This is a genomic window from Hydrogenophaga flava NBRC 102514, assembly GCF_001571145.1.
Taxonomy (GTDB): Bacteria; Pseudomonadota; Gammaproteobacteria; order Burkholderiales; family Burkholderiaceae_C; genus Hydrogenophaga; species Hydrogenophaga flava.
Genome location: NZ_BCTF01000036.1, coordinates 35,281 through 49,232 on the forward strand (window position 1 = coordinate 35,281; position 13,952 = coordinate 49,232).

16 protein-coding genes and 1 pseudogene are annotated in these 13,952 nt (G+C 64.1%); 8 read left to right on the forward strand and 9 right to left on the reverse strand.

Annotation, left to right across the window (positions count from 1 at the left end; all coding sequences use genetic code 11):
- Positions 1-7: 7 nt before the first annotated feature.
- The 3 genes from HFL01S_RS22765 to HFL01S_RS22775 are packed head-to-tail and all read right to left on the reverse strand — an operon-like array spanning position 8 to position 3,134.
- Positions 8-1,366, reverse strand: a complete 1,359-nt coding sequence (locus HFL01S_RS22765; RefSeq protein ID WP_066263178.1) for an aspartate aminotransferase family protein — start codon at positions 1,364-1,366, stop codon at positions 8-10.
- Positions 1,363-2,469 carry a phosphotransferase gene (locus tag HFL01S_RS22770; protein WP_157539052.1) on the reverse strand — a complete coding sequence of 369 codons (1,107 nt, stop codon included), beginning with the start codon at positions 2,467-2,469 and terminating at the stop codon, positions 1,363-1,365. Before HFL01S_RS22770 ends, HFL01S_RS22765 begins: the two co-directional genes overlap by 4 nt.
- On the reverse strand, positions 2,469-3,134 hold the full coding sequence (locus HFL01S_RS22775; protein ID WP_066263180.1) for a haloacid dehalogenase type II: 666 nt from the start codon (positions 3,132-3,134) through the stop codon (positions 2,469-2,471). The genes HFL01S_RS22770 and HFL01S_RS22775 overlap by 1 nt, the downstream gene beginning before the upstream one ends.
- 357 nt (positions 3,135-3,491) lie before the next feature.
- Here HFL01S_RS22775 and HFL01S_RS22780 point away from each other — a divergent pair, with 357 nt between their 5' ends.
- Together HFL01S_RS22780 and HFL01S_RS22785 are read left to right on the forward strand one after the other, a co-directional pair.
- Complete coding sequence (locus HFL01S_RS22780; RefSeq protein ID WP_066263215.1) at positions 3,492-4,895, forward strand: aspartate aminotransferase family protein; 1,404 nt, start codon at positions 3,492-3,494, stop codon at positions 4,893-4,895.
- A gap of 78 nt (positions 4,896-4,973) precedes the next feature.
- Positions 4,974-5,468, forward strand: a complete 495-nt coding sequence (locus HFL01S_RS22785; RefSeq protein ID WP_066263181.1) for an Lrp/AsnC family transcriptional regulator — start codon at positions 4,974-4,976, stop codon at positions 5,466-5,468.
- A 366-nt stretch (positions 5,469-5,834) separates the two neighbouring features.
- On the opposite strand, the pseudogene HFL01S_RS24900 reads toward HFL01S_RS22785, so the two are convergent.
- Both HFL01S_RS24900 and HFL01S_RS22790 read right to left on the reverse strand, forming a co-directional pair.
- Positions 5,835-6,035 (reverse strand): annotated as a pseudogene (locus tag HFL01S_RS24900) (integrase core domain-containing protein); the annotation flags it as partial.
- A 143-nt stretch (positions 6,036-6,178) separates the two neighbouring features.
- Complete coding sequence (locus HFL01S_RS22790) at positions 6,179-7,114, reverse strand: metallophosphoesterase (protein ID WP_066263184.1); 936 nt, start codon at positions 7,112-7,114, stop codon at positions 6,179-6,181.
- 102 nt (positions 7,115-7,216) lie between these two features.
- Between HFL01S_RS22790 and HFL01S_RS22795 the strand changes: the two genes are divergently transcribed.
- Positions 7,217-7,834 carry an NUDIX hydrolase gene (locus HFL01S_RS22795; protein WP_245644904.1) on the forward strand — a complete coding sequence of 206 codons (618 nt, stop codon included), beginning with the start codon at positions 7,217-7,219 and terminating at the stop codon, positions 7,832-7,834.
- Positions 7,835-7,997: 163 nt separating this feature from the next.
- Here the strand turns inward: HFL01S_RS22795 and HFL01S_RS22800 are convergent, their stop codons facing one another.
- The 4 genes from HFL01S_RS22800 to HFL01S_RS22815 all read right to left on the reverse strand — a co-directional run bounded on the left by HFL01S_RS22800 (position 7,998) and on the right by HFL01S_RS22815 (position 11,319).
- A complete protein-coding gene (locus tag HFL01S_RS22800) occupies positions 7,998-9,026 on the reverse strand; it encodes a hypothetical protein (RefSeq protein ID WP_066263189.1) in 1,029 nt (342 codons plus the stop codon).
- A gap of 345 nt (positions 9,027-9,371) precedes the next feature.
- Positions 9,372-9,680, reverse strand: coding sequence for a hypothetical protein (locus HFL01S_RS22805; RefSeq protein ID WP_066263191.1), 309 nt, complete (start codon positions 9,678-9,680; stop codon positions 9,372-9,374).
- Between the two features lie 26 nt (positions 9,681-9,706).
- Positions 9,707-10,345, reverse strand: a complete 639-nt coding sequence (locus tag HFL01S_RS22810) for an NUDIX hydrolase (protein WP_066263194.1) — start codon at positions 10,343-10,345, stop codon at positions 9,707-9,709.
- Between the two features lie 2 nt (positions 10,346-10,347).
- Complete coding sequence (locus HFL01S_RS22815) at positions 10,348-11,319, reverse strand: restriction endonuclease (RefSeq protein WP_066263196.1); 972 nt, start codon at positions 11,317-11,319, stop codon at positions 10,348-10,350.
- 116 nt (positions 11,320-11,435) lie between these two features.
- On the opposite strand from HFL01S_RS22815, the gene HFL01S_RS22820 reads away from it, so the two are divergent.
- The 5 genes from HFL01S_RS22820 to HFL01S_RS22835 form a co-directional block, all read left to right on the forward strand.
- Positions 11,436-11,768: a helix-turn-helix domain-containing protein gene (locus HFL01S_RS22820; RefSeq protein ID WP_066263199.1), complete on the forward strand. Its 333-nt coding sequence runs from the start codon at positions 11,436-11,438 to the stop codon at positions 11,766-11,768.
- Positions 11,769-11,817: 49 nt separating this feature from the next.
- The gene (locus tag HFL01S_RS25255; protein ID WP_133157146.1) at positions 11,818-12,030 is read left to right on the forward strand and encodes a hypothetical protein; all 213 of its coding nucleotides are present in this window, start codon (positions 11,818-11,820) and stop codon (positions 12,028-12,030) included.
- Between the two features lie 152 nt (positions 12,031-12,182).
- Positions 12,183-12,536 carry a DUF3489 domain-containing protein gene (locus HFL01S_RS22825; RefSeq protein ID WP_066263203.1) on the forward strand — a complete coding sequence of 118 codons (354 nt, stop codon included), beginning with the start codon at positions 12,183-12,185 and terminating at the stop codon, positions 12,534-12,536.
- A complete protein-coding gene (locus HFL01S_RS22830; protein ID WP_066263204.1) occupies positions 12,533-12,928 on the forward strand; it encodes a DUF2924 domain-containing protein in 396 nt (131 codons plus the stop codon). The genes HFL01S_RS22825 and HFL01S_RS22830 overlap by 4 nt, the downstream gene beginning before the upstream one ends.
- Positions 12,928-13,952 (forward strand): recombinase family protein (locus tag HFL01S_RS22835; RefSeq protein ID WP_169802369.1); only part of this gene is annotated, 1,025 nt, incomplete at its 3' end. The genes HFL01S_RS22830 and HFL01S_RS22835, both read left to right, overlap by 1 nt.

A 13,952-nucleotide genomic window follows, 5' to 3' on the forward strand; every position in this document is an offset into this window, starting at 1 on the left:
CGTATCGTCAGGCCGACCGCGACGATGTGGTCTTCGCCTCGGTGAGCGATTGGTCCAGCACATCGATCACCATGCCGGCCTGCTCAGCCGACAGCACCAGCGGCGGCCGGATCTTGAGCACGTTGTGGCCCTGGGCGCAGGCGCTGAGCAGCACGCCCTTGTCGCGCATCAGGTTGACGACCCGACTGGTGAGGCCACGATCTGCCACCCGTGTCTTGCGGTCTGACACGAACTCGACGCCGACGAAAAGCCCCGCCCCGCGCACGTCGCCAATGGCCTCGTGCTTGGCGGCGAGCCCGGCGATGCCGTCGAGCAGCAGCTGGCCGACCTTGGCGGCGTGCGACATCAGCTGTTCCCGCTCAATGGTCTCCAGCACCGCGAGGGCCGCCGCGCACGAGACCGTGTTGCCGGCGAAGGTGTTGAAGTAGCGCGAGTACTCGCCGAACTCCGCCAGGGCGTCGGCGGTCGCCAGCAGGCCGGCGATGGGCTGGCCGTTGCCCATGGGCTTGCCCAGGGTGACGATGTCGGGAACCAGGCCGTGACGCTGGAAGCCCCACATGTGCCCGCCGGTGCGGCCAAAGCCGGGCTGCACCTCGTCGGCGATGAACAGGCCGCCGGCACGTTTGATCGCTTCGACCGCACCCTTCAGGAAGCCCGCAGGCTCGGGCAGGATGCCGTCGCTGGTGAAGAGCGAATCGACGATCAGGGCCGCCGGCTTGATGCCGTGGCGCTGCAGGTCGGCGATGGCCGCCTCCACATCGCGCGTGAAGCGCTCGCCCAGGTCGGCGCCCTCGGCGTGGTACTGGCGCGGCGCCGCCACAAGGCGAACGTGCGGGCCGAGATCAACCGTCGGGCCCAGCGATGGCGAGAACTGCGACACGGCGTCGGTGATGCCGTGGTAGGCGGTGTCGGTGACGATCACGCCGGTGCCCTTCGTGCGCACCTTGGCAATGCGGTAGGCCAGGTCGTTGGCCTCGCTGCCGGTGCAGGTCAGCATCAGGTGGGCCAGGTCGGTGCCGGGCACGCTGGCGAGCAGGCGCTCGGCCAGTTCCAGGATGGTGTCGTGCAGGTAACGCGTGTTGGTCGCGAGCGTCTGCACCTGGCGGCAGATGGCGTCGGCCACCGCGGGGTGGCAGTGCCCGAGCGAGGTGACGTTGTTGTAGGCGTCCAGGTAGCGGCGGCCTTGCGGGTCGATCAGCCACGCGCCTTCGCCGCGCACGATGTGCAGCGGGTGTTCGTACATCAGCCGGTAGGCCGGGCCGAGCAGCGCATTGCGCCGCGCAATCATGGCCTCGGTGGCGGGCTCGACATTGGCGCGCCCGGGAATGTAGGCGTTGACCATGTTGAAGTCGGCGGTGGTTTTCATGAGGAGGTTCCTTTGCGTGTTGGGGTCAGTAAACGGTCGCGCACTTCGTGGCGGGGGAGGTCCGCCATCTGCGACAGCGCCTCCCAGGCTGCGGGGTTGTGGCGCATGATGTACGCCCGGTTTTCGGGGTAGCGCAGCGCGCGCCACTCCGAGATCAGGGCGGTGATGAGGTGGCGCGTCGCCATGAGGTCGCCAACGATCTCCTGCTCCGGCGCGGTCAGCGGCAGCACGGCCTGGTAGGCGCCGACGAACTGCGACGGCCCTTCGAACGGGTCGGCGCTGCCAGTCATGTGGAAGGCGGCAGCGGTGGCCACCTCGCCGACCAGTGGCGCATGAAGCATGTCGCCGAAATCGATGATGCCGGTGATGCGCGCCTGGTCATCGGGCGCGACCAGCACGTTGTAGAGGTGGTAGTCGTTGTGGATCACCTGCGCCCGCAGCGATCTCAGGCGGGGCAGCACATGCTCGGTGAAGCGCGCCATGAACGACCGCGCCAGTGTGCGCCGTGGCCCTTCAGGCAGGCTGTCCAGTTGCACCGTCAGGCGGTGCGCGGCCGACACGTTCCACAGCAGCTCGTGCTTGGCCGCAGGGTGCGTGAAGCCTTGCAGGGCGAGGTTCAATTCGGCCAGTCCCCGGCCCATCGCCACGCGCTGCGCGGCGGTGCGCGGCGTCTCGCGGATCTGGGTGCCTTCCAGGTAGGTGAGCATGCGCACCGAAGTGCGGGCGCCGTCGGCGAGCTCCACGGTGTCACGCGTGCGGCCGTCCAGCGTGCGCACCACGCGCGGGACGGGTTGGCTGGGCGATGTTCTGGCGATGTGCTCCAGCGCGGCGATCTGGAAATCGACCAGCGGCACCGGCTCGGAGGCGTTGCTGATCTTGAACACGTAGCGCGTGCCATCGACCGTCTCCACCGCGCAGTTCTGGTCGCGCTCGCCCGCCAGCGGCTGGATGGTGCTGCCGTCGATGCCGTAGAGGCGCGCCACCAGCGCCTGCGCCTCGGCCGGCGCCAGGCTCGGCGCCGCGGTGCTCAGCTCCGCGGCCTCGTCCGGTCCTTCCGGTGGCACCGCCTCGGGCGGTCCACGGTGTGCGTCGGGGCCGAACATCAGAGGCCCAGCAGCGCTGGCAGTTGGCGCACGTCGCTCAGGCGGCTCACGCCGTATTCGGTCGACGTGGGCTCGTGACCGCGGTCGATGAAGGCCTTGGCCATGAAGCCCAGGTCGGACGCTGTCATCAGGTCGTACCGGAAGCTCGACGAGACATGCATCATCTGTTCGGGTCCGCAACCGAGCTGGTCGAACATGTATTCGAAGGTCTGCATGCGCGGCTTGTAGGCGCGCGCCTCTTCAGCGGTGTAGACCTTGTAGAAAGGGGCCTTGAGGTGCGCGACGCTGTGGGGAATGAGATCCACCATCGAGTTCGACAGGATCACCAGCGGCACATGCGGCGCGATGGCTTCCAGCACCTCGACCACGTTCGGATGCGGCTGAAAGGTGGGCACGGCAGCGTACAAAGCGACCGCATCAGCGTCCAGGCATTCGATGCCGTGTTTCTTGCAGGTGCGTTGAATGGCGTTCTCCAGCACGTTGAAAAACGGCTTCCAGTCGCCCAGCACCTCGTCGAGGCGATAGGCCCTGAAGCTGTCCAGAAACGCCGGCATGCGCTCGACCGGCACACGGTCCTTGAACAGGACCTTGGCCGTCGGCCCCATCTCGAAGTTGATGAGGGTGCCGTAGCAATCGAAACTGATGAATTTGGGTTGGAAGGTCATGGGTTGATCCGCTGCGTTGAGACGGAACAAGTCTAGGTTTGCACCCTGTTCAGGAGATGCCAAATCGCAGCGGCCTGCACGCAGATTCGTTGTCAATCCGCTGGGGGCCTGGCATTTTTTGCCAGCGCGGTTCGGGCGCTCGCCGCCGCTCGAACGACACACCAACGCGCCCGGACGGTCGCATCCAAACGATGTGCTGTCTGGCCTCCAATAACCGCACGCTGCTGCGCGCAAGCCCCTCAAAGCAGCACCACCTTGCCGGGCAATCCCCCTAACCTTGAGCCCATGAAGAGGTGCTGCAGTGCCGGTCGCACCGCCCCTCGTGTCCTTGTCCTCCTGTCACCAATGGATGCCGCCATGACCCACTCCGAAGCCCTCCCCCAGATCGCCACACTGGATGCGCTGGACCGTGCCCACCTCATCCACCCCGTTGCGCCCTGGCGTGTGCATGAAGAGCGTGGTCCCAACATCCTCACCGGCGCCCAGGGCATCTGGCTGACCGACGGCAAGGGCCAGCAACTGCTCGACGCGTTTGCCGGCCTGTGGTGCGTGAATGTGGGCTATGGCCAGGAAAGCGTGGTGCAGGCCGCCGCCGAACAGATGCGCAAGCTGCCCTACGCCACCGGGTACTTCCATTTCAGCAGCGAGCCCGCCATTCGCCTGGCCGCCAAGCTGGTGCAGATCTCGCCCGCGTCGCTGCCGCACGTGTACCTCACGCTGGGCGGCTCGGAGTCGGTGGACGCGGCGGTGCGCTTCATCGTGCAGTACCACAACGCCATCGGCAAACCGGCCAAGAAGCACTTCATTGCGCTGGAGCGTGGTTACCACGGCTCCTCGTCCACCGGCGCGGGCCTGACGGCACTGCCGGTGTTCCACCGGGGCTTCGACCTGCCGCTGCCCACACAGCACTACATCCCCTCGCCCAACCCCTACCGCGCCGCCAATCCGGCCGACAGCCAGGCCATCATCGACGCCTCGGTGGCGGCTCTCAAGGCCAAGGTGGCCGAACTTGGCGCTGAAAATGTGGCCGCCTTCTTCTGCGAACCCATCCAGGGTTCGGGCGGCGTGATCGTGCCGCCCAAGGGCTGGCTCAAGGCCATGCGCGAGGCCGCCCGCGCACTCGACATCCTGTTCGTGGTGGACGAGGTCATCACCGGCTTCGGCCGCACCGGTCCCATGTTCGCCTGCGACGCCGAAGGCGTGGAGCCCGACCTGATGACCGTGGCCAAGGGCCTCACATCCGGCTACGTGCCCATGGGCGCCACGCTGATGAGCGACCAGGTCTATGCGGCGATTGCCGACGGCGCGCCCAAGGGCGCCCCCATCGGCCACGGCGCCACCTACTCGGCTCACCCGGTGAGCGCGGCCGTGGCGCTGGAGGTGCTGCGCCTGTACGAAGAAGGCGGTGTGCTGGCCAACGGCCAGCGCGTGGCCCCGGTGTTCGCGCAGGGCCTGGACGACCTGCTGGCCCACCCGCTGGTGGGCGACTCGCGCCACCGCGGCCTGCTGGGTGCGCTGGAGCTGGTGAGCAACAAGGCCACCAAAGCCGGCTTCGATGCCGCGCTGGACCTGCCCAACCGCATGGCGGCCACCGCCTACAGGAACGGCATCATCTTCCGTGCGTTCAGCGACAACTGCCTGGGCTTCGCGCCAGCACTCACCTTCACCGAGTCGGACTTCAGCCAGATGTTCGAACGCCTGAAGAAGACGCTCGACGACGTGCTGACGGAGCCCGATGTGCGCGCGGCTCTGAAAGGCTGAGCACTGGTATTCCACAGTTCCGCAGGCCGCTGTCACGCTGCAGAATGCCTGCACTCCAACAGTCCACAGGACACCGTGATGAACGACGCCACCAAGATCGACCGACTCGACCTGCGCATCCTGGCCCAGTTGCAGAAAAACGGGCGCATGACCAACGTAGATCTGGCCGACGCGGTGGGCCTGTCGCCCAGCCCCTGCCTCATCCGGGTCAAGCGGCTGGAACAGGCGGGCTACATCGCGGGTTACGGCGCCCACCTGCGGCTGGAAAAACTGGGCGACACGCTCACGGTGTTCACCGAGGTCACGCTGGCCGACCACCGCCGCGAAGACTTCGCGCGCTTCGAGGCGGCCATCCGCGAGGTGGACGAGGTGCTGGAATGCCACCTGGTCAGCGGCGGCTACGACTACCTGCTGCGCTTTCTCACCCGCGGCGTCAACCATTACCAGGAAGTGATCGAAGAGCTGCTGGAGCGCAACATCGGCATCGCGAAGTACTTCAGCTACATCGTGATCAAGTCGCCCTTCATCAAGACGCACTGCCCGATCGAGAAGCTGTTTCCGCACCAGCGCTGAACGAAGTCTGGGCGATCCCAACCGGCAACACAGCCCGGACAGCTCTCGCACTTCCCCTTCGCGCGATTTGGCCTGCTGACCTGCCAACCTCGCCGCCGCCTGGACATGTCGAGCGCTGATGAAGGATGCATGCTTGCCAGCTTGCAAGGCGGCGCACTTGACCTTGCGATCTCGCCGCGGCCGCGTGGCTACCATGTCGCCGGGCTGGACTGTCAGCCGCTTTACCAGCTCACGCCGCTGGTTTACCCCCGCCGCGCCCACCCGTTGGTCAAGCGCAATCACTGGTGGAACTTCAAGCAACGTCTTGAGCCATCGTTGGGCCCAGCGTAAGCGGGTCCGTGGACATGCTGTGACCCTGTACCCGATTCAGTACCGCTCAGAAGTGGAGATTTCCGGCTCCTCTGAGATCGTCGTTGCGGGCAGCTGCCTGCAACGACGGGCGAATTCGGCGGGCGTGGTCCAGTCCAGCGATGAGTGGGGACGACTCTCGTTGTAGTACTGCCGCCAAGCTTTGATTTTGCCTCGTGCGTCGTCCAACGACATGAACCATGTGGCGTTGAATCGACCCGGGCTTCCTAGACACCCGTGAGCTGCTGGTTTTTTTCCACTTGCAGACGCTCATATCTCCTTGCCTCCTGCAGTGACAAGTGCAGTGCAATTAGCAGATCAACAGCAGGAAAGGAGCGTCTGCAACAGCGCCGTGTTCTTGCCTAGGCCGCCCCTACGAATCGGCGTGGATCAAGCTCCTCCTCTCCCTCCCACCGGTAAGCCACCAGCGGCCCTCCCTTGCCGGCGCTGTAGTCCACGCATGCAAAGTGGCTGCCCTGTAACACCGGGTCTCCGTGCATCCAGTAGTGGCCGTAGAACACAGGCTTGCTTTTGTCGTAGACAGGCTTGGCCTTCGCGCTCAGCGGCAGGTCCGGTAACTTCTGTCGCTCAGGCTCCGGCATGATCGCCAGATCACGGTAGGTGTCGCTGCCCTCTTCCCACCAGCGGATGCGGACGTTGCGCCTCTCGTGCCCGTCCTTGTCGTGGAAGAAGTGCCCATCGGGCAGTGGCACTTCGATGCCCTTGGTCAGGGTTTCCACAGCCTCGAACACTGGGTCACCCTGACGACTCGCCCTGACCATCAGCTCAGGCATCAGAGTGCGACCAGGCCCCAGCAGTGGCGCCAGCGAGGACATCAGCCCGTCGTGCCAGCAGGCGTGCACAACTCGTAGTTCAGGCAGCTCCAGCCAAAGGGGCAAGGTCAGAAACCAGGCGATCAGCTCCTGATGCATGGGAGTGCCCTCTACTTCGGCCAGGAAGGCCTGGTGCTGGTGGCGGTTCTTCATTCCCTTCTCGCCGTGGCGCGGCCGCAGATAGTGCTCTGCGCTTTCGCCTTCTGGATCCTGCATGAACCAAGCTACCGCGTTGAATTCGTGGTTGCCCATCACCGCCTGTGCGCTGCCAGCGTCCACCATCTCGCGGACCAGGCGACAGCTGTCCACTTGGCGCGGGCCTCGGTCAATAAAGTCGCCCACAAAGATGGCCGTTCTCGACGGATGGCGGTAAGCACCTGCCTTGCGCTGGTAGCCCATGGTCTCGAGCAGCGCCTCCAGCTTGTCCGCCTGCCCATGAATATCTCCCACGATGTCATACGCCATATCGTCAACCCTTAGTGGCACAATGCCAATATGATAACCACATATTGACACTCTGCAACTATGGTCGTCGTGCGAGAGCTTTTTCCTCTGGTTGGTGTGGACGTGGCCCTGTTCTGTGTGGACGACGACGGCTTGAAGGTGCTGCTGGTCAAACGGGCCGAAGATCCGTATGCCCGCCACTGGGCACTGCCCAGTGGCGTCCTCAAGCCGCACCTGGACGACTCGCTGATGGCTGCCGCTCGACGTGTACTGGCCCACAAGGTGAGCGTAGAGCTGCCGCATGTGGCCGAGGTGTCCACCTTCAGTGGCCCCACCCGTGATCCCCGAGGCTGGTCCATTGCCACTCTGTTCTATGCCTTGCTACCCAAGGACAAGATCAATGCAATCGTGCGCAACAAGGTCGAAGCTGTCCAGTGGGTCAGTGCCTCCAGTCCCCGTCACCGTCTGGCCTTCGACCATGAGGAACAGCTGCAGGCCGCATTGCGAGCTCTGCGCTCGCGGGTGGGAGACGACGTGCTGCCACTGCACCTGTTGCCCGAGAAGTTCACCCTGACCCAACTGCAGAAGGTCTGTGAAGCCATCCTCGGCCGTGACCTGGACAAGAGCGTGTTCCGGCGTCGACTCAAGGGTTCAACAGACCTGGTGGAACTGGACGAGTACGAGCGTGGTCCGCAACGGCCAGCGCAGCTCTTCAAGGCTCGGGAGGGATTCACGTTCTGAGCTGCAAGGTCGGTCGTGGACTCCAGGTCTTCACTAGCGCTACTACACGAACGATGTCTTCAGTGGCCACTACCGCGGCGAAGAACGCTCCGACACAGCAACGTATCGGAGGTGAGGGCCCAGCGCGACTGACGTTCCCCCACGGAAACCGGAAAGTTCTGGACTACAGGCCGGCCGCTTCGACGCTCACCAGTTCCCTCATCTGCGCCGACGGAGGCCCATAACTCACCAGCCGCACATCCAAGCCGTGGCCCTGCGCCTTCTTGAGCGCGCGTTCGATGGCGGTGTGAATCCACTCCGTTGCGTTTCCGAATGCACCGCCTCCCAGCATGGTCAGCAGCACGGTGTTCGAACCGCCCTGGCGGCTGTTGAGCACGGCTGCCCACACGGTGGCTTCGTAGGCCGCATCCAGCACGAGCTGGGCGAAGCCTTGCCAGTGCGGCTGCGCGACCCTGCCGTAGGCCACGGGAAGCGCTGAGCAGAACGCCTGGCTAACCAGTTGCTCCGTTGAGGTCGGTCCATCGGTCACCTCCACGTCTTGGTGCAAGCCGATCCTCAGATGCCCGGCCAATTCACTTCTGGCGGCGTCATCCATCTTCAGCAACAGCTCAGCAATCTTGTCCAGCCCCGACCTGCTCGCCAGCGCGTATCCGTTCTGCATGTGCCAGAGATCGGAAACTGGGCAACCCAGCTTGGCACTGAGTGCGGCTCCAAGATCCGCCAGCCCGTCGAGCTGGTGCTCGGCGTTCTGCCCGATCTGCTCACCCACCGGCACGAAGTAGTTGCGGTAGATCGTGGCTGCGCCTGCGGCGATGGCGCAGGCTGGCCCCTGCGTGCGGTCGTGCTCGTAACGAGTCACACCGTCTTCCGGGGTGACGCTGGGTCCCACCATCTCCAGCGCGTTGAACTGGCTGGCCACCTGGAACAGCGCCCCCGCGTACTGCGGCATCTGGTGCATCTGCCTCACGTCGCCGGTGACGATGCTCACCTGTGTCGGTGCCGCTTTCACCTGATCCTGAGCCACCCTCTGCCGCAGTTCGGCCAGCGAAACCATCTCAAACCGACCGATGCCAAAGCTGCGGCCATTTACTTTGGAGCGCAGAGTGTTGCCCTGAACTTCCAGCTGCGCCTGCGTGGTGGCGTAGGCCTCTTCGTTGAAGCCGGTCAGGCGGCTGAACCAGTTGTGATGCATATCTGTTCTTCTTGATGAGCGGTGTGTGGCGGCACAGTTTGCCGACGACAAAACACAAGTCAAGACAATCAGGAAACGTCGGCCGGAGGCTGCCCGGCCACGCAGCGCCATAGCACTTCAGCCGGTTGTGAAGAAGCGGATGGACCGCTAGAACTGGTTGTCTCCCGCTCGTAGAACTGCGCCCTGCCCCACGCTGCTCGAATGCCTTCGGTCACCGTGCAGGTTTTGCAAAGAACGCCCCACCGGCCACCGTGTGCCGGCAACTGCGCGTCGCAGAAAAACTGTTCATCCCTCAGCGGTCGACCGCACACATCGCAGTCGCCGGGATCACCAACGTATTGGCTTTCAGCGGTCTTGCACCGCATACATCGCCGACCAGACGTTCATGTAGGCGTCGTGCCGCTTCTTGGCCTTCACGGCTCCTTTGAAGTTGCTCCAGTCCAGGTTCATCACCTGGTCGTGCAGCACCTGGGCCACGGCTTCTCGGGGCACCCTCGCCCGGTACTTGTAGTCCGTCCCCTGGTTCACATCGACCTTTGCCTGTGGGAACACCGATTCGATGTCGCCCTTGATGCGGGCCCGAACCGTGAGCGTGTCTGTGTCTCCGGGTTTCTGGACCACGCTGATGAAACTCTTCGGCAGAAAAATCCACATGCTTCTGGCTCCTTGATCCTGGGTCCTCAGCCCAACGCTGCCAAGGCCTGCAGAACACCCTGATCGTTCGGGTGGGTGACGAAGCTGCTCAGCAGGTTCCGTGGCACCAGATGCACCGCCTGGCTCTCCCAGCACATGTCGGCCGGGTGGCCTCCTACCCGCCTGGCGGTGTAGTAGCGGGTCACGGAGGTGCTGCGCACCGAGTCGCACAGGAACCCGGTCAGCACCACCTGCAGGCCTGATTCCTCGAATCCTTCCTTCAGGGCATTGGCTCGCAGGCCCATTCCGGAGTCCAGCTTGCCCTTGGGGAAGGTGTTCACATAACCCCCATGTTGGTTGCTGGGCGAGACCACCCAGACCCGACCATCGCTCTCGAGGATCACCACGCCCGAAGCGGCGAACTTGCCGGGTGCGGTCGTCATCGCTGGCTCGGTGAAGTCCTCGCTCTGCTGGGTCGCGAGGGTCGCCCATGCGGCGGTGTCGGTGGGCGCGCCTATCCAGGAGACCACGTCGATGCCATTCAGCCTGGCTGGCATCGGCCCGTCCGGGATGACCGTGGCCCGCTCAAGTGGATCCGCCCAGCTCTCCAGGCTCGTGGGCGCGCTGGGGGCCTTGAGTTCCACAAGGCGGCCGGCGTCATTTTTGCGGGGGTGAAGGCTCTTCATGATCAACACAGCACATCATTGGACGACTGTGCCGAGGCAGTCAACGGCAATTGCAGCGTAGGAGCACTGGGCCAAGTCTTTTTGTACTGCTCGAAGAACGCTGCGTCCACGACCGGTTCAGGATCGCTGGTCACACCCAGTTTTAGTTTCCAGAGCATCTGGATGAGCTGGTCCAGCGGAACCAGGCGGATGGGGGTCTTGCCCAGGGCCTCGCTCTCTTTCATGGCCTCGGCCGTGAAGGTCGAGGTGGTGAAGAAGATCCCATGATCGGTTGTGTGGTCCAGCGAGCCGCGGAAGTTGCGGATCTCTTCGGATTTGACGGTGGAGTTGCCGGTGTAGCGCTTGCACTGCCAGGCCACACGGATCGACAACAGACCGGCGTCGTCCAGGTACATCAGTCCGATGCCATCCACACCCTTGTCGTTGGACTGACCGGTCACCTTGGTCTGGTCCAGACCGTTGGCGGTCATGATGGCCGCGCACAGGTGCTCGAACCCCTTGTCCGAGAGCGACCAGAGGATGTCCTTGAGCTGCACCTGCCAGTTGACCGTGCCCTCCAGGTCCTGCTGCAGGTCGTCACCGCTGGGCGCGGGCAGGTCCGCCTCGTCCTTGTTCTTGCTGGCCTTGCTCGCGGTCTTGAAGTAGATCGCCGCCGCGGTGGCCATGTCCAGGGGGGACTCCCAGCCTTCGGTGGTGAGTTTCCAGATCCCGTGCCCTGCCGTCTTGGTCGGCTCCAGCAGACCCGCATTGACCAGGTACATGCGCGCCCAGTAGATGTCGTTCTGGTACTTGGGTACGCCGCTGGCCAGCATCTGGTCGTTGACCTTCTCACCGGCTTCATCAATGGCCTGCACCACAGCAGACTTGACGGCACCGGCCTTAGCCACGCCGTTCATCTCGCGCAGGGCGGCGAGGATGCGGGGGATGAACCGCACGACTTCGGGCAGCTTCTCGGTATCGATGTTCTGGTTCATGGGATTGTCTTCTTGACGCGATCCCATTGCCGAACAGCCAGCGTCCTCCCTGAGATCACTTTTTAGTCTACGAATAACGTAGATAAATGTACAGAGCGTTCTACGAATATCGATGAATGCCTCGGCAATCCCCCACTTCAACGCTATTCGGTCGGCGCCTGCGCGCCGCCCGCAATCGCGCAGGGGTACCGCAGGACAAGCTGGGCGTCATGATCGGACTGGACGAGAGTTCCAGCAGCGCCCGCATCAGCCGCTACGAGACCGGCATTCACGAACCGCCCTTTGCCACCGCCCAGAACCTGGGACAGGTGCTCAATGCGCCGGCGGCCTACTTCTATTGCGAAGACGACAAGCTGGCCGAGTTGCTGATTCAGTACACCCGGCTGGATGCAAAGCGCAGAAAACAGGTGCTGAATCTGGCGGCAGAACTTCACGCCGAGATGGATTGATCCCCTCTTTTGTTGTTCCCATCTGTGCGCTGGCCAGCACAATGCAGCCATGGACAACAAGACCCCAGCGAACGCCTGCCACCGTTGTGGAGCCACCGCCTACCGTCCGGTGATCGCGCGCGACGCCAGCGGTGCCATGACTCCCAGCGGAGCGTACCGCTGTGTGCAGTGCAAGCTGGAGTTCACCTCCATCGATCAGTGGCGCCTCTCAGGGCCTGCGAATTCGGCTTCGTCATGGACTCAGGGCCGTTCTGCCGCCTGATCGGCCCGCACCACTTGCCGCAGAGCGACTTGCAAGGCAAGCACGGGATGTGAATCACGACCACACACCACGGCTACTGCGCTGCATCAGTTGATCCGTCGTGAAGACAGAGCGTTACTTGCTCCGTGCCGCTGTTGGCACTGGAGCATTCAATGAAACGCAAACCGTCCCCCTCTTCCAAATCTTCCTCGGCCAAGCAGGCCCGTGCCGCGTCAGGCACTCGTACCAAGGCAGCCGCCGCCACCAAGCCCGCGGTCAAAAGGGCCAAGACAGCACCCGCCCAGGCCCCTGAAGTCACCACCACCAAACAGTCCCAGCTGATCACCATGCTGCGCAGTGCCGCGGGTGCCAGCATGGAGCAGATGATGGCGCTCACGGGCTGGCAGTCCCACACTGTGCGCGGCATGCTCAGCGGTTCGCTGCGCAAGCGCCTGGGTCTGGATGTGCAATGCCAGCGGGTCGATGGTGTTCATCTCTACCGGATCGTGGAGGCGGCGGCAGCATGAGCGTGGTGGAGCAGATCCTTCAGGCGGACCGGGCCACACTGGTCGAGCGCTGGCGGTCCCTGTTCGATCGGGAGCCACCGGCCCATGTGCAGGTGAACCTGATACGCCGTGTCCTGTCCTGGCACGCGCAGGACCAGATGCTGGACAACGACTGGTGTGGCCCCAAGGGCGCGGCGCGCCTCAAACGTGTCCTGCGCAGCACCGCCTCTGCTCCGGTGCTGGCACCGGGCACCCGTCTGCTGCGGGAATGGCAGGGTGTCACCCACGAGGTGCTGGTCCTGCCCCAGGGCTTTGCCCACCAGGGCCAGACCTACAAGAGCCTGAGTGCGGTGGCCAAGGCCATCACGGGCACCCACTGGTCCGGGCCGGTGTTCTTCGGGGTGCGGCGCTGATGGCCACGAAACCGACTGTCTCTTCCGGCGCTCTGGCCTTGCCAGCACTGTCTTGTGCGATCTACACGCGCAAGTCCTCCGAGGAAGGGCTGGAGCAGGACTTCAATTCGCTGCACGCACAGCGCGAGGCCTGCGAGGCCTTCGTGCTCAGCCAGAAGGGTCTGGGCTGGAGCCTGATCCCCACGGCCTACGACGACGGTGGTTTCTCGGGCGGCAACGTGGAGCGCCCGGCCCTGCGCCGGCTGATCCAGGACATCGAAGCGGGCAAGGTCAATGTGATCGTGGTCTACAAGGTAGACCGCCTGACCCGGTCCCTGGCCGACTTCGCCAAGCTGGTGGATCTGTTCGATGCCAAGGGGGTTTCCTTTGTGTCGGTCACCCAGCAGTTCAACACCACGACCTCGATGGGCCGGCTGACCTTGAACGTGCTGCTGTCGTTCGCACAGTTCGAGCGCGAGGTGACCGGTGAACGCATCCGGGACAAGATCGCCGCCTCCAAGCGCAAGGGATTGTGGATGGGTGGTATTCCACCCGTGGGCTACCGGGCCAAGGGCCGGACACTGGAAGCCGATGTGGAACAGGCGCCCCGGGTGCGGGAGATCTACGAGCTGTACTTGAAGCTCGGGAGCGTGACCGAGCTGGGTGAAGAACTGCAAAAGCGCGGCTGGCTCACGCCCGAACGGGAACACAAGCGGCCGGGCTTCGGAGGCAACAAGCCGTTCAGCCGCGGGCACCTGTACCGCATCCTGAGCAACCCGGTCTACATCGGTCAGATGGTGCACAAGGGAGAGATGCATCCTGGGCAACACCCGCCGCTGATCGAGAAAAGTCTGTGGGACGCCGTGCAGGCCAAGCTCGAAGCCCAGCGCAATGGGCACAAGAGCCAGGCCCATGCGGCGCATCCGAGTCTGCTGAGCGGGAAACTCTTTGACGAGACAGGTCGACGCCTGATCCCTTCGCATGCGCGCAAGGGCAACAAGCGCTACCGCTACTACGTAACACCGGCGGACGATCCCGGGACTCT

What these genes read in the sequence shown, in the direction of transcription:
- HFL01S_RS22765 (WP_066263178.1), bottom strand. Translation starts at nt 1,366, where the DNA reads ATGAAAACCACCGCCGACTTCAACATGGTCAACGCCTACATTCCCGGG.
- HFL01S_RS22770 (WP_157539052.1), bottom strand. Translation starts at nt 2,469, where the DNA reads ATGTTCGGCCCCGACGCACACCGTGGACCGCCCGAGGCGGTGCCACCG.
- HFL01S_RS22775 (WP_066263180.1), bottom strand. Translation starts at nt 3,134, where the DNA reads ATGACCTTCCAACCCAAATTCATCAGTTTCGATTGCTACGGCACCCTC.
- HFL01S_RS22780 (WP_066263215.1), top strand. Translation starts at nt 3,492, where the DNA reads ATGACCCACTCCGAAGCCCTCCCCCAGATCGCCACACTGGATGCGCTG.
- HFL01S_RS22785 (WP_066263181.1), top strand. Translation starts at nt 4,974, where the DNA reads ATGAACGACGCCACCAAGATCGACCGACTCGACCTGCGCATCCTGGCC.
- HFL01S_RS22790 (WP_066263184.1), bottom strand. Translation starts at nt 7,114, where the DNA reads ATGGCGTATGACATCGTGGGAGATATTCATGGGCAGGCGGACAAGCTG.
- HFL01S_RS22800 (WP_066263189.1), bottom strand. Translation starts at nt 9,026, where the DNA reads ATGCATCACAACTGGTTCAGCCGCCTGACCGGCTTCAACGAAGAGGCC.
- HFL01S_RS22805 (WP_066263191.1), bottom strand. Translation starts at nt 9,680, where the DNA reads ATGTGGATTTTTCTGCCGAAGAGTTTCATCAGCGTGGTCCAGAAACCC.
- HFL01S_RS22810 (WP_066263194.1), bottom strand. Translation starts at nt 10,345, where the DNA reads ATGAAGAGCCTTCACCCCCGCAAAAATGACGCCGGCCGCCTTGTGGAA.
- HFL01S_RS22815 (WP_066263196.1), bottom strand. Translation starts at nt 11,319, where the DNA reads ATGAACCAGAACATCGATACCGAGAAGCTGCCCGAAGTCGTGCGGTTC.
- HFL01S_RS22820 (WP_066263199.1), top strand. Translation starts at nt 11,436, where the DNA reads ATGCCTCGGCAATCCCCCACTTCAACGCTATTCGGTCGGCGCCTGCGC.
- HFL01S_RS25255 (WP_133157146.1), top strand. Translation starts at nt 11,818, where the DNA reads ATGGACAACAAGACCCCAGCGAACGCCTGCCACCGTTGTGGAGCCACC.
- HFL01S_RS22825 (WP_066263203.1), top strand. Translation starts at nt 12,183, where the DNA reads ATGAAACGCAAACCGTCCCCCTCTTCCAAATCTTCCTCGGCCAAGCAG.
- HFL01S_RS22830 (WP_066263204.1), top strand. Translation starts at nt 12,533, where the DNA reads ATGAGCGTGGTGGAGCAGATCCTTCAGGCGGACCGGGCCACACTGGTC.